The 18,601-nt window shown below is 42.1% G+C and carries 18 protein-coding genes; 4 read left to right on the top strand and 14 right to left on the bottom strand.

Annotated features, from left to right (window positions below; all coding sequences use genetic code 11):
* Window positions 1-95: 95 nt before the first annotated feature.
* Window positions 96-734, top strand: a complete 639-nt coding sequence (locus C1X04_RS09570; protein ID WP_137169778.1) for a UPF0149 family protein — start codon at window positions 96-98, stop codon at window positions 732-734.
* A 23-nt stretch (window positions 735-757) separates the two neighbouring features.
* On the opposite strand, the gene C1X04_RS09565 is transcribed toward C1X04_RS09570, so the two are convergent.
* From C1X04_RS09565 to C1X04_RS09535, 7 genes are read right to left on the bottom strand one after another with little or no spacing between them, the layout of a single operon-like run.
* Complete coding sequence (locus C1X04_RS09565; RefSeq protein WP_137169777.1) at window positions 758-1,909, bottom strand: fused response regulator/phosphatase; 1,152 nt, start codon at window positions 1,907-1,909, stop codon at window positions 758-760.
* 9 nt (window positions 1,910-1,918) lie between these two features.
* The gene (locus C1X04_RS09560; protein ID WP_110572597.1) at window positions 1,919-2,221 is read right to left on the bottom strand and encodes an STAS domain-containing protein; all 303 of its coding nucleotides are present in this window, start codon (window positions 2,219-2,221) and stop codon (window positions 1,919-1,921) included.
* A 25-nt stretch (window positions 2,222-2,246) separates the two neighbouring features.
* On the bottom strand, window positions 2,247-2,552 hold the full coding sequence (locus C1X04_RS09555) for a BolA family transcriptional regulator (protein ID WP_137169776.1): 306 nt from the start codon (window positions 2,550-2,552) through the stop codon (window positions 2,247-2,249).
* Window positions 2,553-2,563: 11 nt separating this feature from the next.
* Window positions 2,564-5,980 (bottom strand): SbcC/MukB-like Walker B domain-containing protein, encoded by a 3,417-nt coding sequence (locus C1X04_RS09550; RefSeq protein ID WP_137169775.1) that lies wholly within the window; start codon window positions 5,978-5,980, stop codon window positions 2,564-2,566.
* Window positions 5,981-5,989: 9 nt separating this feature from the next.
* A complete protein-coding gene (locus tag C1X04_RS09545; RefSeq protein WP_110572591.1) occupies window positions 5,990-6,637 on the bottom strand; it encodes a DUF4194 domain-containing protein in 648 nt (215 codons plus the stop codon).
* Complete coding sequence (locus C1X04_RS09540) at window positions 6,637-8,028, bottom strand: Wadjet anti-phage system protein JetA family protein (RefSeq protein ID WP_110572590.1); 1,392 nt, start codon at window positions 8,026-8,028, stop codon at window positions 6,637-6,639. Before C1X04_RS09540 ends, C1X04_RS09545 begins: the two co-directional genes overlap by 1 nt.
* A 39-nt stretch (window positions 8,029-8,067) precedes the next feature.
* Window positions 8,068-8,475 (bottom strand): sirohydrochlorin chelatase, encoded by a 408-nt coding sequence (locus C1X04_RS09535; RefSeq protein ID WP_110572588.1) that lies wholly within the window; start codon window positions 8,473-8,475, stop codon window positions 8,068-8,070.
* A gap of 165 nt (window positions 8,476-8,640) precedes the next feature.
* Here C1X04_RS09535 and C1X04_RS09530 point away from each other — a divergent pair, with 165 nt between their 5' ends.
* Window positions 8,641-9,525, top strand: coding sequence for a TIGR01777 family oxidoreductase (locus tag C1X04_RS09530; RefSeq protein WP_137169774.1), 885 nt, complete (start codon window positions 8,641-8,643; stop codon window positions 9,523-9,525).
* 9 nt (window positions 9,526-9,534) lie between these two features.
* Here C1X04_RS09530 and C1X04_RS09525 read toward each other — a convergent pair whose 3' ends face one another.
* From C1X04_RS09525 to C1X04_RS09500, 6 genes are all read right to left on the bottom strand, one after another.
* Window positions 9,535-10,041: a type I DNA topoisomerase gene (locus tag C1X04_RS09525; protein WP_110572584.1), complete on the bottom strand. Its 507-nt coding sequence runs from the start codon at window positions 10,039-10,041 to the stop codon at window positions 9,535-9,537.
* Window positions 10,042-10,045: 4 nt separating this feature from the next.
* Window positions 10,046-10,414: a hypothetical protein gene (locus tag C1X04_RS09520; RefSeq protein ID WP_245926963.1), complete on the bottom strand. Its 369-nt coding sequence runs from the start codon at window positions 10,412-10,414 to the stop codon at window positions 10,046-10,048.
* Window positions 10,411-11,163 carry an HAD family hydrolase gene (locus C1X04_RS09515; protein ID WP_110572580.1) on the bottom strand — a complete coding sequence of 251 codons (753 nt, stop codon included), beginning with the start codon at window positions 11,161-11,163 and terminating at the stop codon, window positions 10,411-10,413. The genes C1X04_RS09520 and C1X04_RS09515 overlap by 4 nt, the downstream gene beginning before the upstream one ends.
* A gap of 1 nt (window position 11,164) precedes the next feature.
* Window positions 11,165-12,157 carry a ferrochelatase gene (hemH, locus tag C1X04_RS09510; protein WP_137169773.1) on the bottom strand — a complete coding sequence of 331 codons (993 nt, stop codon included), beginning with the start codon at window positions 12,155-12,157 and terminating at the stop codon, window positions 11,165-11,167.
* Window positions 12,158-12,286: 129 nt separating this feature from the next.
* Window positions 12,287-13,090, bottom strand: coding sequence for a sulfite exporter TauE/SafE family protein (locus C1X04_RS09505; RefSeq protein WP_137169772.1), 804 nt, complete (start codon window positions 13,088-13,090; stop codon window positions 12,287-12,289).
* Between the two features lie 118 nt (window positions 13,091-13,208).
* Window positions 13,209-14,144, bottom strand: a complete 936-nt coding sequence (locus C1X04_RS09500; protein WP_110572574.1) for a chemotaxis protein CheV — start codon at window positions 14,142-14,144, stop codon at window positions 13,209-13,211.
* A gap of 113 nt (window positions 14,145-14,257) precedes the next feature.
* Between C1X04_RS09500 and C1X04_RS09495 the strand changes: the two genes are divergently transcribed.
* Window positions 14,258-15,442: an EAL and HDOD domain-containing protein gene (locus C1X04_RS09495; RefSeq protein WP_110572572.1), complete on the top strand. Its 1,185-nt coding sequence runs from the start codon at window positions 14,258-14,260 to the stop codon at window positions 15,440-15,442.
* Window positions 15,439-16,215 (top strand): TatD family hydrolase, encoded by a 777-nt coding sequence (locus C1X04_RS09490; RefSeq protein ID WP_137169771.1) that lies wholly within the window; start codon window positions 15,439-15,441, stop codon window positions 16,213-16,215. The genes C1X04_RS09495 and C1X04_RS09490 overlap by 4 nt, the downstream gene beginning before the upstream one ends.
* A 24-nt stretch (window positions 16,216-16,239) precedes the next feature.
* On the opposite strand, the gene C1X04_RS09485 is transcribed toward C1X04_RS09490, so the two are convergent.
* On the bottom strand, window positions 16,240-18,591 hold the full coding sequence (locus C1X04_RS09485; protein WP_137169770.1) for a DNA polymerase II: 2,352 nt from the start codon (window positions 18,589-18,591) through the stop codon (window positions 16,240-16,242).
* Window positions 18,592-18,601: the final 10 nt, after the last annotated feature.

Here is an 18,601-nt window from a genome sequence, read left to right as displayed (position 1 = left end):
TAGGAATTATCCCTTAAGACGCTACTTTCTGCATCGATTTTTCGCTCTCTTTTCGCTAGAATCATACACTTAATTTGTATTGGGGAAACATATACATGGCACATCAACCTCTTGATGATCTTGAACTAGAGACATTAGAAAATTTTTTGGAATCGGATCAAGTTCATGAGGAATGTCAGAACTTTGTGATGGCTCATGGCTTTTTGACGGCATTAGCTATTTGTCCTACACCAACAACGGAAGATCAGTGGTTACCGGTGATCTTCGAAGAGACACCACAGTTCGAAAATGCAAAGCAAGAAAAACAAATTACTCAGTACTTAACTCGCCTTTTTGTTGATATTCAAAAAGAGCTAGAGTCTGAAGATGGCTTTATGGTTCCTTGTGAATTAGAAATGGGCCAATCTCCTGAAGAGTTAAGTGAGCTGCAAGAATGGGCTACTGGTTTTATGGAAGGCGTATTCATGACAGAAAGCCAATGGTTTGAGTCTGAAAAGGAAGAAGTAGTAGCGGAGCTTTTACTGCCAATCATGGTCGCGTCTGACCTGTTTGATGATGAAGAAGTTGTTCAAATTCGTCAAAGTGAAAAACTGACTGATTCTTGCATTGCACAAATACCAGAAGTAGTAACTGACTTATTTTTAGTGCTACGTACGGAACCAGAGAAGCGCCCTTTTCCCAAAGCACAGCCAAAACAAGGCAATAAAAACAAAAAGAAAGGTGGAAAGAGATAGTACTGAAAGTACCTGCTTGTCGCTTAATTCAAGCAGGTTCTTCTAAGAGCAAGAAGTGTAATATCATCTAATTGAATAGATTCACCCTGATATTCTGCTAATTTTTTTTCCGCTGCCCTTTGCGCTGTTATTAAGCTCTTCTCTGCATAAGAAGAATTAATAATGGCCTCTACTCTATCGTTCCCTAGCATTTCTTCAGAGATATTTTTCAACTCTAAGACGCCATCAGACATAATCACCAGAGTATCGCTTTCGTCTAGTTGATCGCTTTGTAGGCCCGCGTCAAATTCTCGTGCAGGTAAAATACCAAGAGGCATGTGGTTCGACCTCAGCTGGTCGAGTTTGCCACCAGAACGACGAATAAAGGCATTAGGCATGCCGCCACCCCAATATAGGATTTTTCCATTAGGATACAGCAACACCAAATAGCCAGCACAAAACATGTAATCAGGTAAGACACTGATTAAAATTCGATTGATTCTTTCGGCCAACTTACCGATATCAAGCAAATCATCGACCGCATCAAAAAAAGCCTGCATGACAGGTAAGGCCCCTATTGATGCGGGTAAACCGTGTCCGGTGAAATCGCCAACAAATGCTAGACGAGCTCCATCAGAACGGGTTTTTACCAGGGCTAAATCGCCATTAAAGCTCGCTGCAGACAATCGAGTAATAGCAACATATTCGGAGTTTCGTTCGCTGCGTGTCTGAATGTGGTTAAGAACATGGTGCGCCATTTCATGTTCTCGTTCTATCATGGTTTGATAATAGGTGAGCGCTTTATTTTTACGGTACATTTCTTTGATCAATTCGACGTGGCGCATATGTGTCTTTAATCGAATATTGAACAAGATTTCACTGAATGGCTTAGGAATGAAATCATCAGCGCCGCATCTGAAACAATTTCCCATAACGGCGTCTGATGTCTGTGACGCTAGAAATATAATCGGTACGAAGCGATTGCCAGCCATGGCTTTCATTTTTTTAACGAGATCAATACCACTGCCACCTTTAATAATAACGTCTAAGATGACAATATCCGGAGCGTAGTCGTAAAACGCATGTATTGCTTCGTCAAAGCACTCTACACTCTTGACCTGAGCGCCGACGCTTTCTGCACATAAAGAAATAATTTCGCGATAAACGGGTTCACTGTCTACGCATAATAATTTCATCTATTTAGCCTATTGAATGTCAAAGCGTTTATCGAAGCGAGAAATCATAAGTATATTCTTAATGAAGTCATTGGCTCCTTCTAATCGAATGTCGCTTTCTAGCTCGATTGCATTCCTCATACTTAGTAACATTCCAAGTGCTGCACTGTCTAAATATTCGACCATACTCATATCGACAACATAGCTTTTATACGTCTTTGGTAATGAAGAATAGGCTTCACGAAACTCATTAAATAAAGAAAAATCAAAGCTACCAATAATATGAATGGTGACAAGATTTTCTTCTTCGTTAACAGTAACTGAAATACTCATTGGCTAATCGAGCGGATCAAGCGATCTACTCGCCTCCGTGGCATTTTGGCGAAGATGGAGCAAGCGCATTGCGCTCATTCCATTCTTTGGTTGAGTATAGATGCATGGCTAAGGCGTGAATTTTCGTCATTTCTTCTTTTAGCGTAGCGTAAATAAGCTGGTGTCGTTGAACCAGCCTTTTACCTTCAAAATCATCACTCACTAAAACAAGTTTAAAATGCGATTCACTGCCTTCTGGCACATTGTGCATATGACTCTCGTTTTCAAGTGTCATATGCTGTACATCTAGGCTTTCGTTAATACGTTGATTTATCTGATTTTGTACAAGCATGTCATTCTCTATTATGCTGGAGTCGGTAGTGAGTCTACTTCGCCATTTAGTAGGGTTTGACCCTTTTCTTTCGGATAAGCAACATCGATGGATACTGCACCGCCTTCTCGCCAAACACTAATAATAGTATCCATATTCGCTGCCATAACAGCACGTTTATCATCTGGCGCTGCGGCAATAACTTGTAAGCCAATGTCCTTCATAAAGCCCATACAAGTTGACGTTTTAACCATATCAATTTTGTTGAAAGCTTCATCGAACATGGCCAGAGAGAAGCCGCCAACGATTTCCCCATCCATGGTTTCGTGTAAACGATACGTAGTCGATAAAGCAGCAGCGATGGCCAAGTAAAATGGAATCTGGTGCTCACCACCAGAGCCCGTTTGAATGCGCTGGCTCAACGTTGTTTTTTTGTTGCCGTCGGCATCCAAGATATCAACCTCAAAGTTATAAAACTTACGGTAGTCTGCAAGATCTTGTTGCTTCTCGTCATCTGATATCAATTCCTGAATCGACGCTATAGCTCGAGCGTGATCTGGATCGTCATTCAAGTGAGGGTCAAATAATCCACCGACATTTGCTTGATCTTGGGCACTAAAACGCTCAACCAAATCCAAGATGTCTTTCATATCGCCATTTGGATAGTAGCGGAATTGATAGATCTCTTGGTTAAATGGACGGCGTTTTAAGCTGTGGTTAAGCTCACGAATAATGTGTGCGACTTGATCAAGCGAGTCTTTCAGTTTAGAGACATAATCTGATCGGAATGTTTCCTCAGCTTCTCGACGAGCCAATTCCGCACGTTTAGCGTATTTGGCTAATTCAGTCTCACTAAGGACATCGATTTGATAAGAAACGTAATGCTCAAACTCTTCAAATTTCGATTCTAGGTAATCCAGTTGAACGTCATTATCAAGGTTAGCATGATGGTATTTACCATAATGGTCAGCCACTTCTTTTCGGACTTTCTGATCGAAAGTACGAGCTTTTTCGTTGGCCTTTTCAGCCCGACTGATGGCTTCTCTATAAATGGCTGCGCCATTTACCATGCTACTCTCCAATAAAGCATAACGCTCACTGGCGAATTCAGCATCGTATTTTGGATTAGACGTCAGGCGATTACGCTCTTCATCTAGAGCCGATAGCGCTGAGCTTAACTGACTTTTTTGGGTATTTAATGCACCAAATTGTTCTGCAATCTGTTGGCGCTCACGATCCAGTTTTTTCTGATCCAGCTCAACATTGGCAATACGAGATTTCAGCTCTTCAATACGTTCTTGTAGTTCGGTATCGTCATGCTTTTGCAATTGCATAATTTCGGCTTCAACTGACTCAAGTTCTTGAGTCAATCGAGTCACAGAATGGCTCGCATTGCTTATGGTATCAGCATCAAATTGATTGTTAGCCATGATACGACCAAGCAAGGAATCCGCTTGCTCAAGGCGCTGATCGGCCTTAAGGAAATTCATTAGTTCGCCGCTAAGGTTAGCTAATTGTTTTTCACGAGATTCACGCATGCCTTCGGTATTGATACCAACCATCATGTGTGGGACAAAACGAATGGTAGAGATAGTACCGGCAAGTTTTAACATGCCATCGGCTGTCATCGCGCTGTCTTCACGCAATAATTCACGCTCTGTATCAACAGGTTTTATTCCACCCAAGCGACGGTTTAAATAAGCTTGAGCGTGATCATTGTTACAACGTATAAAGCGTAATGCTGAATTATTGTCGCCGCGATTTAACCACAATCGAGTTTGGGTGGTGTCAATAACACGACACCCCATTAATTGTCGTCGATGAGCACGGAAAATACGAATCGCCTCTTCTGCCTCTTCAGGCTCAACGATCAACGCTTCACGTTGTGCACCTAGGTAACCTTCAATAGCGTCTTGCCACTTTCTGTCAGTGACTTCCGCTAAATGGCTCAGTGGTGTGGCTGTGATATTTGCGTCCTTTAATAACGCAATAAGTCGTTTTGTATTTTGAGAAAGCGGGCTAACCCCGCCTTTTAAAGAAGAGACATCTGATTCAAGCTGCTTACACTCATCTTTTAAGTTCAAAATGGTGCGGTTAAGCTCAGAACGTTGAGCAAACACTTGAGATTTTTCTTTATCTAAAGACTCATTAAGTGCAACCAGTTTCTGAGTCAAAGGTTTGAGATTACCTTCGATGCGTCCATCTTCTGAAATTAACCCATTAAATGCTGAAAACTCACTTACCAACGTCAGGGTTTCTTTTGATAGAAGGTCTTCAAAAGAATTCAGTGCCGATAACAATACTGTCAGCTGTCGTACTTGTAAGATGGCTTTTTGATCTTGCTGGCCTTGCAGTGTTAATAGCTTCTTATTTTGCTCTAGTTGTTGCAGTTTTAGACCAACGTCAGAGTGTTCATACTGTTGTTCGAAACGAAGCAACTGTCCCTGCAGTTGTTTTAATAGGCTGGCTTGGGTAGTTAATTCTTCTTCGATTTCCTCTTCACGCTCTTTTTGAAGCTCATATTGATCTTGTATATCGTCTTGCTTACTGCCCAACTCATCAAAACGTGCTTCTGTTGCGATCCATTGATAGTTAATCGCAGTTTGCTCTTGCTGATGCTTCTTCTCGCAATCTTGTTGAATCAGTCTTAAATCATCAATACGTTTAGAAACTTCAAGTGTTTTGGCTTCTAGCTGACGGTATTCATTGAGTGATTTCTGATAAGCCCCAACTTGTAAAGGCGCTTCTGCCAAGACGAAGTCTTGTACAAAGCGTGTAGGTGAAGCAATGGGAACAAACTTAAGCGCGTTTTTGAAGTTTTTAAGGAAGCTATCCTGTGTAACTAAATGATCTGGGCTCGGACTAAGTTCTTCTAAATAGCGGTTGATATATTGGGTAGCAGAAGCGCTGCCTGATTTAATGTATGGATCTAGGCAAACTTTTTTCAGGTTCTCACGCACTTCAATCCAGGGTTTAGCTTTATAGCTTTTACCTTCCATTGCATCGATGAAATCAGATTTGCGCGCGCCAAAATTAGACAGCACAAAGCGACCAAGAACATCCTCTTCCGGTGATGCTAATGACGCACTCAATGTAATCCCAACAGTGGACTCTTTGCCTGTGATGCTATCTTCAAAAACCAAAGCAAGGTAACTGGTTGCGTCTTGTCTTGGTTGGGTGCCGAAGGCTTTGGCATTGGCTTGCCCTGAGTCGATCATCCCCAAAATATAAGAACGAATGCTTCGACCACTCGCCTTGCCATCATTGGCACTGGCGTTGTAATTCAAGTGTCGCTTGCTTGCACCCGTCAAAACGGTTTGGATAGCATCAAGCAAAGAGGATTTACCAGAACCAGTTGGTCCAATGATGGCAGTATTGCCACGAATAGTTATCTCTTCTGCACCCAGCAGGTACCAATTGACTAATACGATGCGATTTAACTTTTTCATATCTTGGCCCTAGTCTTGAGTCGTTTCTTGTGTTGTTTCTGTTTCGGCATCTGATTCCACGATGTCGTCTTCATCTGGATCCGTACCATTAAATGACTCTAATTGTCTTAGGTACGCTTCTGTCACAATCAATCTCACCACAGGGGTTATATTGATCATTTGGTTCTTACTGTCTTCTTCGTAGGATTTACCTCGGATGACAATGCCATGACGACTGAATAAAGCCAGTATGTCTTTGAATCGTGTTTCGTTAGGAATTTCGCGCTTAACGAGCTGAACAAATCTGTCAAGAATGGTGTGTGTGTTTGTGGCGACAAAGCCATTATCGACTTCAAAGTTCTCAATTTTCTCTTCGTAAATTTGGCGAAGCACCAATAGGAATAAGGTTTCATCTGTTTTCAAACGAACAAAGGCTTCTTTTTGGATTGGCAAAACGCCGGCAAGACGCTCATTCTCGTTGATGTAAAGCTTCATTCCCAGCGCATCGAATAAGTTATCAAAGTAGTCTTGATAGGACTCAAGCAACAAGTAATGTTTTCGTTGGCCATGTTTGTAGGCGCTAGCAAATTGATTCGCAATCACAAAGTTTGCCGTTTGTTGGAATTCTTGAGCGTCTTTGCCTGACTCTTCAACGACTTTTTTTAATTCTCTAAGCATTACGCTTTGCTCCTACGCACTACAGTAAATTCACGACATTCAACGAAATTATGCACATCCACATACTGGTCAGTAAACTGTACTTCAAATGACTCTTCTATTTTCTTAGCGCTTACGCCAAGAGATCCGACATAACGCAAATGATCGAAGCAAACAAAATCTTCAACAGATTCAATAGTGAAATCTAAAATATGTTTGCTATCACCAGCCGCTATTTGTTTATCCAAATAGTTTTGCATCTTAGGAATGGTAACCTGTCGAGCTTCGTGGAAACGACGCTGCTGATCACGCAATCTTATTGCATCCGCTGACACTTCCGATGGTGTCATTACGCGAGGTGGTGGCGGCTCTCTGCGTTTTGTTGGTTGTGCGGCTGACGCCATACCGACAAAACGTGCACCAATAACATTTTTTAATGTTGGCAATTTGTCGAATTTTGCGACATCGGCAATAACGCCTGCGACTTTATTCGCCATGCCCGGACGTGAACTGTCCATGTAGCGGGCGGTATCAGCGGCTCTTTTTTCAAGACGGTATCGATATTCATCAATGCGTTCTAGGCGTTGTTCTATATTGCTAAAGGTTTGGATAATGTCGCGGCAATCTTTCTCGACCATGGCTTGTGCTTCAGCCATGGTAATGAGTTGTTGATCTACATAACACTGGGCAACCTGCCCCATGGTTTCAGGGTTGTTCAAAAACTCTTGTGTTAACTCGAGTATTTGTCGTCTAAAACGGAATGGGTTATTGCTCGTTTTGATGGTTTTATAGTCAGCAATCAAGATGCCTTCTACAAACAAGTCAAAGAAACCAGCAACAATCGCTTTAGGGTCTCGGCTAGCAAAGAGCTCTCTTTGCAAACTGCGTATCCCAAGTAAGATCTGATTCAGGTGAGCCGAGAAATCTCGAGATGCTTCAGCTGATTGACGTAAAGTTACCCCACGCTCTTTAGGGTGTTTTGCGACGGACTCCAAATTACTGAGTATGCTCAGTACAGTCGCACCATAATTGCGTTTGCCATGTCGGCTAATCTCGACGAGAGAACGCAGTAACATGGAGATTTGAGGTGTCATCAGGACGCTGACTCTATACAGTTCCTGCTCTTCCACTAACCATCCAGTATTCACCAGACGATGGTAAATTCTTAAGGCGTAATCATGGATGGTCTTAGGTGAGTCAAAGGACTCTTTTTGATCATCATGCCAAGCCAGCGTGTCTAACTTGTGCAAAGTGTCTTCTATCGACTCAATAATAGTGGATTTATCTTTTATTGGGTCTTCAGCATGATCATAAAAAATATCTGCAAGATCGTTCAGTACCGCTTCAATTAATGCTCTGTTGGAGCCGCTCAAAGCCTGAAATATTTCATCAGGTAAATGTCTAAATAGCATTCATTCGGCTCCCTGACTTATCGAAAACTAATACCATGTTTAAACCTTACCTAAATGATTGGCTACGACAGTTTGCATAGCTTGCTTTACTAGCTCATCCTCTCCAATTGGAGGTAATAGTTCTATCTGCAGGGCATCGCTCTGCAAAGCGGCGATTTGTGCAGGGACATCATGTCTTAAATGTCGGCCAACCGCTAAGAAAAGTGGCAATACAGCAACTGTTCTAACCTCTTCTCCCAATGTGGCAATAACTTCTTCTAAGGAGGGAGTGGTAAGCTCCATATAGGCTAAACTCGCGTTATTTTTCCCGTAAGTTAATGATACTTGCTGGTAAAGCGACTCGAAGGGCTGTTTCCAAAGAGGATCAGGGCTTCCGTGTGCAAGAAGTATGATGTGATCGTATTCTTTGCGTAGCATTTTGATACCTAATGTTTCTCGATTCCCCATTTTAGCCATCCTATATCAGAAAAAGAAGGTGCAGAACAAAAAACCTTACCATCTTCTGCATATATTTTGTGAAATACAATCTATTCTGAAGTATCAGGAAGTTATTGATCCTATTTCTTTTTTTGTACGTATGTTTATTGCTCACTTATAACGAGAACAGGCTTTATGAGAATTTTGCTATCTGGTGCGACAGGGTTTATTGGTCGCTCACTGCTTGTCACCTTATCACAAGAAGACCATCAGATTTACGCGCTTGTGAGGAACAAAAGCCAAACGCTAGACTCACGCGTTGAACAGGTCTATGTAAACGATTTAAAAAACATAGATGTGGCATTTGATGTGTTTATTAATTTGGCGGGTGAAGGTATTGCCAATAAACCTTGGAGCAAAAAACGTAAACAGGAACTTTTTGACAGCCGAGTCACTTTGACGAATAGCATTAAAAACGCCTTGCAATATCCGCCTAAAACTCTGATTTCTATGTCCGCAGTGGGGTTTTATGGAAAGGCAACATATGCCACTTTTTATGAAGACACGACGCCTGAGTCCGGTTTTGCCCATGATCTATGTGCGGCATGGGAAGATGCGGCCAATGGCTTTTCAAGCCAACAAACTCGTGTCGTGATTTACCGTTTAGGTGTTGTTTTAGGCAAGGGAGGCGCATTAGAAAAAATGCGTTTGCCATTCAAGTTAGGGCTAGGTGGTCCTATTGCTGGCGGCAACCAATGGTTTCCTTGGGTCCATATAGACGATGTGGTACGAGCTATTTGTCACGCAATGCAAGATGAGACTTTTGACGGCGCTTATAACATGGTGGCTCCACAATATATTGAGCAAAAAAACTTTGCTAGGAGTTATGCTCGTTCGTTAAAGCGCCCTGTCCTTTTGCCTACGCCTAAATGGTTGTTGGCGATGATGTTAGGTGAAATGTCGTCTTTGCTCACAGAAGGAGCAAAGATTGTTCCGCAAAGGCTTGAGGAAAGAGGGTTTGAGTTTAAATTTGACAATGTGGACGATGCATTAACGAATATCGCCCAAAGCTATTCATGATGAATGCGGTTAGCGCTTTTTCTTTAGGACTGGTAAGCCCTTATCATCATTCAGGGTGTTAGTGCATTTTGGGTAAGTAATGCAGCCCCAAAAGTATCCATTTTTGCTCTTTTTACGCACTAAGTAATGGCCACAGGCACGACAAGGATATTTTTTTGTACTGGATGGCGTTCCATTGTCATCCTCTACTGTCACCTTGCAATCTGGGTAATTAGAGCATCCCCAAAAAGCGTTGTCTTTGAAGACTTTTCTTCGCAATGGGGATTGGCAGGCTGGGCAAAGGTAACGCTTTGCCCTAACAGGCTTTCCTTGTTCATTATTGGCGGTGTAATCACAGCTAGGATAGGATTCACAGCCCCAAAACTCGCCATTAGCGCCTTTTTTTAAAACTAATAAGCTTTCACATTTGGGACAACGATAGCGTACTTTTGCCGATGTAATATGGGCATCATCCTGCTCTAGGAACTCTTGTTCCCAGTTATTGGATGTGGTTTTGTTACGATCGTCTTCCTTCACTGCTTTACTCTTTGTTCTTGTAACAGGTTGCGCTGTCTTCTTGGCATTCTTTGCCGTCTGCTAATGACCTAATTTTAGCCGCACCTGCGCGTGCAGCATCGGCCGTTGCGTTGCCAACTTCTTTGGTTTTTTCCCAAACAGTAGCTCCTGTTTCTCTGGCTCCTTCAGAAGTCTTTCTTCCAAGCTCTGATGCTCTCTCACCAATTTCAGAAGCTTTTTCTGCGGTTTTATCTATGACTTCAGAGGTAGTGGATTTGGTTTTATCCCATAATATTTTAGTTTCAGCTTTCGCCTTATCGAACGTAGATTCATCCGCTTGTACGGACGTGGATATTAGAAAAAACGTTACGATCAGTAATTTGAAATACTTCATGATACCACCTTATCGTTTTTGGTTATGGAGTTGTGATCTTTTAAGCCTAACCAACTCATTAACTGTGAAATATTCGTTAAGCTGATGAGTTGCGGATACTGCAATAACGTCTCATCGGAGACTTCTTCGTGCTCCCAAGTACTGTGATACGGAACATGAATGGCGCGGGCGCCAAGATCCAATACAGGTAAAATATCCGATTTTAATGAATTCCCAATCATCAGAAAATTATCTGCTGAAATCTGGTGGCGTTTGAGTATTTGTTCGTACGCCTCTGAGTTTTTATCACTGACAATTTCTATGGCATCAAAGTAGTCAGCAATACCCGATCGAGCTAATTTGCTCTCCTGATCGAGCAAGTCGCCCTTTGTAATGACGAATAAATTGAACTGCCCCTTTAACTCAGACAGCACCTTCTTTATGCCTGGTAATAATTCCACTGGGGACGCCAGCATACGTTTCGCCAGTTCTATGATTTGATGAATTTCTGTGCCCGTAATGCGCCCTTCAGTTAACTCAATGGCCGTTTCAATCATAGATAAGGTGAAGCCCTTAATGCCATAACCAAAGTGCTCTAAATTTTTAATCTGTACAGCGGCCAAATGCGAGCGTACATAAGCTTCATCATGGTATGGCAAAAGTAGGCTTATAAAATCACTTTGAGCGTTTATGAAAATGTCTTCGTTTCGCCATAAAGTATCGTCTGCATCAAAGGCAATTGTTTGTATCTGGTGATTATTTATCGACATTTTACGACCATTGCTGTGTGTTTTTTTCTATTAAATTGACATATAACGCCACGTGATCAGGTGTGTCATTCAATGCTGGAATGTAATCAAATGCCAAGCCGCCATTGTCTTTGAATTCGTCTCCAAGCTCTAGAGTAACCTCTTCAAGTGTTTCGATGCAGTCGATAGAAAAGGCTGGACTAATGACATTGATTTTCTTAATGCCCATTGAAGGAAGTGCCTTTAATGTTGCGTCGGCATAAGGTTTCAACCATTCCTCACGACCAAATCTGGACTGATAGACATGTGTCCATTCGTGATCCCCTAGTTCTAATTCTTCAGCAACCAGTTGGCTGGTTTTTTCGCAGCGGCGAGCATAAGGGTCACCATTGGTCACGTAGCGCTTTGGTATGCCATGGTAAGATAAAACCAAATGTCGTCTTTCGCCTTGTTTGTCCCATTGATCACGTATGGAGTTCGCGAGCGCTTTAATGTACATAGGGTGATCAGCATAATCATGCAAAAGCTGAAGAGATGGCCAGTGTGGGCATTTTTTCAGTGATAACATGACTCTATCGTAGGCCGCAGCGGTTGTCGTCGACGAAAATTGCGGGTACATAGGGATGACAATAATGTTATTAACGCCCTGTTCTCTTAAGGCTTTTGCAGCGGACTCAACGCTTGGATTGCCATAGGTCATTGCCAGCTCAACAGGAACTGTGTGCCCTGCCTTGTCAGATAAGGCTTTTTTAACATTGTTTTTTAAACGATTGCTCAATACCAATAAAGGCGACCCTTCATCCATCCAAACTTGTTGGTAGACTTTTGCCACTTTAGGCGAGCGAAAAGGTAAGATGACGAGGTTGAGTAGCGGCTGCCAAATTAAAGGATTGAGGTCGACTACTCGCGAGTCTGATAGAAACTCTCTAAGGTAGCGGCGAACATCGGATGACTCAGACCCATCTGGGGTTCCCAGATTCATCATCAAAACACCGTAATTACTATAGTTATGCATGTGATACCTTTTGATTTTGATCTCAGGTTTATTATAAACCCATTAAATTGGGGCAATAATGGAAATACCAAGTTTTACTGCACGCGATTCTTTACTTTCACCATGTTGTCATTGCTTGATGTTGTTGGGTCAACCAACCCATAAGCGAATTAATGAACAAGCGAGAAAGACAATAAAGCCAATAGAAAGCACTTTTTTATCAAGGTCATTTCCGCGACCACGGCAGAGTAAGTAGAAGATAAAATGGGTCATTCCTAGTATTAACATAGAGGGAATATGAATGGCTCCGGCAAAACCTGATAGCTCAATGCTCTTAAATGCTTTTGCAGGAAAAATAAAACCCATCAGTGCGGCAATGGACGCAAAAACAGCAAAACCACTGATCGTCCCCGCGCTCAACTTCTTATTCGTCGTGTTCACCTTCTCTAAAACGTACGCGAGCACATTGCCACAATGTCCAGAGATGACGGATGAGGTGCCAATAATTAAACCTATTGGTAATGCGGCGCTTTTGGTCATAGGAATGGTTTTTATTTTTGTCAGTGATGAGCGAAACGTCATGCCGATAATTGTGATAACCACCAGCATACTAAAGCAGATTCTGAATACATCGAAGCTGATTATCGAGAGCAGTTGAGCGCCAATAACGCCGCCTAATGCTATTCCAGGTGAAAAGCGAATTAGGTTGTCTGAATCCACGTCACCTTGCTTCATTGCGTTTATCCAAGCAAAAAGATGTGTCGGTATAAACGCAGCTATACAAGTCGCTACTGCTGGTAAGATGAACTCATTTAATGAATACCCAAAGATAGGCAAAAAGAAATAGAGTGCTGGAATAGCAATAAGAGTGGGAGCGATAGAAATTAAGGCGGCAAGAGAACCAGATGTCGCTCCGATAAAGAGCAACAGTAAAATCATTTCTATGGTTGGCATAAGATAAAACACCCTTCCTAGCCATGGTGAAAACCAACAAAAAAGCAGACATGAGTCCGCTTCATTGTTGGATCAATTTAATTTACTAAGATTGATAGTTAAACCGTCAATTTAGTAATTATTCCTGAGTAACGACGCTTCGAATTCTGTCTTGAATCAAGGTTGCCAATTTATCTGGTTGGAACTTAGACAGAAAATCATCACAGCCAACTTTTTGTACCATAGCTTTGTTGAAGCTACCGCTTAACGAAGTATGAAGAACAATGTGAAGGTCCTTAAGGCGAGGATCTTCTCGAACTTCACGAGTTAGACGATAACCATCCATTTCTGGCATTTCGGCGTCGGTGATCATCATGAGCAATTTCTCTGGAACATTTTCCCCTTCATCTGCCCATTTTTTCAGTTTTTCAAGTCCGCGCTTTCCATCGGTCGCTTCATGAACCTTGATCCCCATGAAATCCAATGTCGAACGACACTGAGCCAAACCCACAGAAGAATCGTCCACAACCAATACTTCTAAACCTTTGGCCAAAGTTAGCAAATCTTTATCAATAACATGGTCGCTAACGGTGCTGTCATAAGGAGAGATCTCAGCCAACACTTTTTCAACGTCAATAATTTCTACTATTCGATCGTTCACTCTAGTGATCGCGGTTAAATAGTGTTGTCGTCCTGTGCCATCTGGTGGTGGTAAAATTTCATTCCAGTTCATGTTGATGATGCGGTCTACTTCACCCACCATGAAACCTTGAACGGTATTGTTGTATTCCGTGACAATCAAATTACAGGGTTGAGTTCGATCGATAGGTTTCATACCGATCGATTCTGACAAATCGATTACTGGAACGGTTCTACCACGAAAATGCGTAACGCCCGCTACAGAAGGATGTCGATGCGGCATTAAGTTCAGTTTTGGAAGCATAACGACTTCCTGAACCTTAAAAACGTTTATTGCAAACATTTGCATTCCGCCAAGGCGAAACATGAGCAGTTCCAAGCGGTTTTCACCTACTAACTTGGTTCTTTGGTCTACAGCGTCTAGCATGCTTGCCATATTTTACTCCAAACATTTTAATTTTTAGGCGTTAATCAATTTAACCATGATATTGTATTCAGCTGATGGTTACAGTATTTTTTTTGCGATAACTCTTCTTTCAAGGATGTGCAATGAGTAATAACGACATACTTTTCTGCCGTAAAGCAGTTGTAAATCAAGCTTCGGCTACTGTTGCGTATTATATACTGCACCCCAAAACCTCTACAGATACTCACGATTCATTGTTTTTAAGTTCCTTGTTTGTCGATGTTAATATTACCGAAATAACGCAACAAAAAACCATCTATATAAAGACTAGTTTAGACGAACTTCAGGTTTTACCATTACAAAATAACATTCATGCAGTGTTTTTTTTAGAAGCGACTGAATTAACGCAGGCCAATCTTGAGATTCTGTCAGATTTACGTTTACAAGGCCATGTATTGGGTATCTCCAACCCCTCTCCCTCAGACTTTTCAGTAGAGTTCTTTAATATATTCACGCATGTACATTTCTCATTAAGCCGAATGCCGATTGATGAGGTGATAGCCCGTCTAGATGCACCGCTTTTGGAGCTTAAAACAGTTTGGATCAATAGAGTAGAAACAGCAGAACAGTATTCTGTTTTACAGGACAGGTTCCCAATGGGCCAGTTTAGCGGAGACTTCATACACAAAATGACGTCCGTTAAAGGCAAACGAATATTGGCTTATCAGGCTATTTTGATAGACCTATTGGTAGAGTTGAAAAAGCCTGAGATTTCACTGAAAAGGCTAGCAGAATGTATTGAGCGTGATCCAACGCTTACTTACCGAATTATTAAACTGACTCACTCTGTTATGTATCGTAGCCACTTTAATGTCTCAAATGCTCAACGAGCTATTGAAATTATTGGCATAAGAGACTTAATCAAATGGGTTAGTCTTGTCATGCTGGGAAGTGTCAGCGGAAAGCCAGCTTGTCTATTTACCATGGCACTTTCTAGGGCCTGTTTTTGCAGTAACGTCTCTGCGCTGTTATTTCCCAAATTAGATGGGGCTTTTTTAGTAGGGCTTTTTTCCTATTTGCCTAGCTTCTTAGATGAAGAGTTAGGGGTATTACTTAAAGATCTCCCTCTAGAAGATAATATTAAGATCGCATTGCTGGATTTAAAAGGCAACCTAGGTAGTGTATTGAAAATCGTCAAAGCCTATGAGGCTGGTCAGTGGTCAAAAATCCCATTTGAGCACTTGGCTAATCAAGAAATAACACAGGAGACTCTTAGGGAGTTATATGTGAAGAGCTTAAAAGATGCGAGAGAAATGGGGGCATTTTGATTGATATTGGAGTAAATATTAACCATTCATACTTTATGGATGACCTAGAGAAAACCATTGCAGATATGCAGCAAGCCAGTGTGAAAGGTATGATTTGCATAGCTTCGGATTTGGAAGAAAGTCAGCTTGTTCAAACATTGAGCGCTAAACATTCTGTGATATGGAATACGTTAGGCTGCCACCCCCATCAGGCGAAAACTTGGAATACCCAAAGTCAATCGGAGCTTTCTTGTCTCATCAACAAGGCAAAACCAGTTGCGATTGGTGAAGCCGGTCTGGATTTCAACCGTAATTACTCGACGCCTGAACAACAGCGCTATGCGTTTGGTGAGCAAATTGAGTTGGCGAGTGAATTTAACCTGCCTCTCTACCTTCATGAGCGAGATGCTCATCACGAAATGGTTGAAATACTGTCAAAGTCACCTAGCTTGGCTCAGAAATCTGTTATCCATTGCTTTACAGGCAGTCGTGAAGAATTAGATCGCTATTTAGCGCTGGGCTTGTCCATTGGCATTACTGGCTGGGTGTGCGATGAACGTCGAGGTGCAGATTTACAAGCCTCCATTCCACATATTCCTTTAGATAGGTTGCTTTTAGAAACAGACGCTCCTTATTTGTTGCCTCGCAACATTCGTCCACGGCCAAAAAGGAATCATCCCAAATTTTTGCCTTGGGTAGCGGAGGAAGTTGCAAGACTAAAAGATATTTCGGTTGAAGAATTAGTCGGAATAACCCTAGCCAATACGGAGCGGTTTTTTGGTATTCGCGTATAGTTTTATAGAGGCTCTAGCGCCTCTTTACAGTAACGAAATTTGTTGTGACAGTAGACTCGCCATGTTGGTTTTAAAAAATGGCAGTATACTGTCGGCTATCGGTTCAATCTGCTTTTCTATATAGTGTTCGTAATCCAAGTCAACCAGATCATCACTGCTTTCATAAGGCACGACACCTGTACGCTGGTAAAGGTAATAAACACGTTTCCTTCCTTTGTTGTATTCTAAAGGAAGTCCCTGCTCTGCTCTTTTCTGATCAATTATGGCGGCCGCTCTTACATGAGGAGGCTTGTTTTTTGTGTAAGACGATAAGGGCCGACTTAGTTGTTTACTGTAAACCAGCTGCTCGTCATAAATCCCTGCCCTTAATTTGTGAATGGTTTCTTGGATATAACTAATTGGGTTTTCGTCATTAAATACTTTTTCAAATAAAGTTCGTTGGAATTGGCGAGCCAAGGGTGTCCAATCTGTTCTGGCGGCTTCCAATCCTTTGAACACCAATTCTCCCTTTGATTTACCGGCATAGCGTTTTTTGCTGCCTTCTTCTTGTCCTCGTATGGTTGGCATAAAAAACCGTTCATAGACACGCTCAAACTCTAATTCCAGGTGGGAGTCTAACTGAGCGTATTCTTTGCACCAGTTAGCTAAACAGGCATTGATTTCATCACGTAAATATTCGCCCTGTTTCTGAGGGTTCTCTAGTTCGTCGTTCAGTATGACAAAGAGTGAATCCGTATCGCCATATATTACCTTCGCGCCACGCTCTTCCATCCAAGCCTGAGTTCGGCCTAATAATTCATGACCGCGCATGGTTATCGAGCTTGCGAGTTCGGCATGATAAAAACGACAGACGTTTGACCCCAGCACGCCATAAAACGAGTTCATAATTATCTTGATTGCGTAACTTAAGATGCTATTACCCACTCGCTTAGCGTCTTCTCGCGCTTGAGCGAGCTCACCTACCAAAGAAGGTAAAATGGCTTGTTGTCGATCGAAACGGGCGCCTAAAAACCCTGGAACCAATTGCGTGGTATGCGCGTTATCTTGGCTGGAGAAACTGGTTGAGTGTTGGGCGCTGATACGAGCCAATGGGTCAACGTGAAATGTGCGAATAATGCTGGGATACAAACTTTTAAAGTCGAACACTAAAACATTTTTATAAAGCCCAGGAATAGATGACATTACGAAGCCGCCAGGACTCGCAACAAAGTCATCATCTCGCCATGCAGGAGCCACCCACCCAGCAGAATGCAATCTGGGTAAATATAAATTTTCGAACGCTGCCACAGAACCGCCTGTTTGTTCAAACGGAATGCCTGTTAAATCCACTCGAGTTTGTTGCAGCTCGATGAGTTTCAATTTCTCGAATATACGCATAACAAGATCGCAATCTTGTAAGTTATAAGCAACAAAGGCTTGAAGATCTTCTTTATGAAGGCGCTCTATTTCTTGCCAGCGTTCGCTACCCTGTAACAGTTTACCATCGTCGAGTATTTCCTTACTGACATTGTTCAGGCTGTAAGATTCGAAATGATATCCGCCGACTTTCAGAAGCGTAATGCCATCTAAGGCAACTCGACCAGGAATACTGGCAAAGTATTTACCTTGATTGTCGGAAGAGCGAATATTCCAACTTTCACCGTTTACCCCAAACGTGGGGCGAATACCAAGTATCTGACAGCGTTGATCGATAAACTGTAAATCAAAGCCGATGAGATTCCAGCCAATAAAAATATCAGGGGAATGCTTTTTCACGTAACGAATAAACGCCAGCAATAAGCTTTTTTCATCATTAAATCGATAAATGTGTGAAGACACTGATTCTTGGCTAGTTACCACAAAGGCAACACGCAAATCTCGTGATGTAATGCCAATAGATAATAAAGTATTGGATGACACAGAGGTTTCGATGTCGAGTGACCAAACATTCCAATCGGGTTGCCAATCCCCTGCTATCACTCGCGCTTGGTGAAATGTTTGATGACTGGCGTCAGGAATGCCGATAAAACGTACCGATCCACGTATGTTGCGTTCCATTAAATAGCGGTTATGGGCTTTGATGTCTTCTTCAAAAACAGCAAAGCCATTGCTTTTTACCCATTTAATCATTTGTTGGTGAAGCAACAGACTGTTGCTTTGAACCAAGGTAACAGGCTCATTATTAAATGACTTTAAGGCGGATGCCGAGCAGTGAATACCAGTAACATCGGTGGGAAGCTTGTCAATCGGCGCATCCGTAAAAAATACACTAAGCTGTCTATCCGGAAGAACCTTAACGGTACCTTCCGGTGTTTTTATAAAAAGGCTCATTTCAATGTGGCCGTCAATATCACGGGTATGACGACTCACAATATAGCCAGTTTTTTCTACAAACATTTATACAGCC

This window comes from Marinomonas sp. FW-1 (genome assembly GCF_005222245.1).
In the GTDB taxonomy this organism is placed as follows: domain Bacteria; phylum Pseudomonadota; class Gammaproteobacteria; order Pseudomonadales; family Marinomonadaceae; genus Marinomonas; species Marinomonas alcarazii.
The sequence above is the reverse complement of the archived record's forward strand: the minus strand, read 5'-3'. Positions and strand labels throughout refer to the sequence as shown.

Bases quoted from the DNA above. Each gene is read 5' to 3' on its own strand.
- C1X04_RS09570 (WP_137169778.1), top strand. From the start codon at position 96: ATGGCACATCAACCTCTTGATGATCTTGAACTAGAGACATTAGAAAAT.
- C1X04_RS09565 (WP_137169777.1), bottom strand. From the start codon at position 1,909: ATGAAATTATTATGCGTAGACAGTGAACCCGTTTATCGCGAAATTATT.
- C1X04_RS09560 (WP_110572597.1), bottom strand. From the start codon at position 2,221: ATGAGTATTTCAGTTACTGTTAACGAAGAAGAAAATCTTGTCACCATT.
- C1X04_RS09555 (WP_137169776.1), bottom strand. From the start codon at position 2,552: ATGCTTGTACAAAATCAGATAAATCAACGTATTAACGAAAGCCTAGAT.
- C1X04_RS09550 (WP_137169775.1), bottom strand. From the start codon at position 5,980: ATGAAAAAGTTAAATCGCATCGTATTAGTCAATTGGTACCTGCTGGGT.
- C1X04_RS09545 (WP_110572591.1), bottom strand. From the start codon at position 6,637: ATGCTTAGAGAATTAAAAAAAGTCGTTGAAGAGTCAGGCAAAGACGCT.
- C1X04_RS09540 (WP_110572590.1), bottom strand. From the start codon at position 8,028: ATGCTATTTAGACATTTACCTGATGAAATATTTCAGGCTTTGAGCGGC.
- C1X04_RS09535 (WP_110572588.1), bottom strand. From the start codon at position 8,475: ATGGGGAATCGAGAAACATTAGGTATCAAAATGCTACGCAAAGAATAC.
- C1X04_RS09530 (WP_137169774.1), top strand. From the start codon at position 8,641: ATGAGAATTTTGCTATCTGGTGCGACAGGGTTTATTGGTCGCTCACTG.
- C1X04_RS09520 (WP_245926963.1), bottom strand. From the start codon at position 10,414: ATGAAGTATTTCAAATTACTGATCGTAACGTTTTTTCTAATATCCACG.
- C1X04_RS09515 (WP_110572580.1), bottom strand. From the start codon at position 11,163: ATGTCGATAAATAATCACCAGATACAAACAATTGCCTTTGATGCAGAC.
- hemH (WP_137169773.1), bottom strand. From the start codon at position 12,157: ATGCATAACTATAGTAATTACGGTGTTTTGATGATGAATCTGGGAACC.
- C1X04_RS09505 (WP_137169772.1), bottom strand. From the start codon at position 13,090: ATGCCAACCATAGAAATGATTTTACTGTTGCTCTTTATCGGAGCGACA.
- C1X04_RS09500 (WP_110572574.1), bottom strand. From the start codon at position 14,144: ATGGCAAGCATGCTAGACGCTGTAGACCAAAGAACCAAGTTAGTAGGT.
- C1X04_RS09495 (WP_110572572.1), top strand. From the start codon at position 14,258: ATGAGTAATAACGACATACTTTTCTGCCGTAAAGCAGTTGTAAATCAA.
- C1X04_RS09485 (WP_137169770.1), bottom strand. From the start codon at position 18,591: ATGTTTGTAGAAAAAACTGGCTATATTGTGAGTCGTCATACCCGTGAT.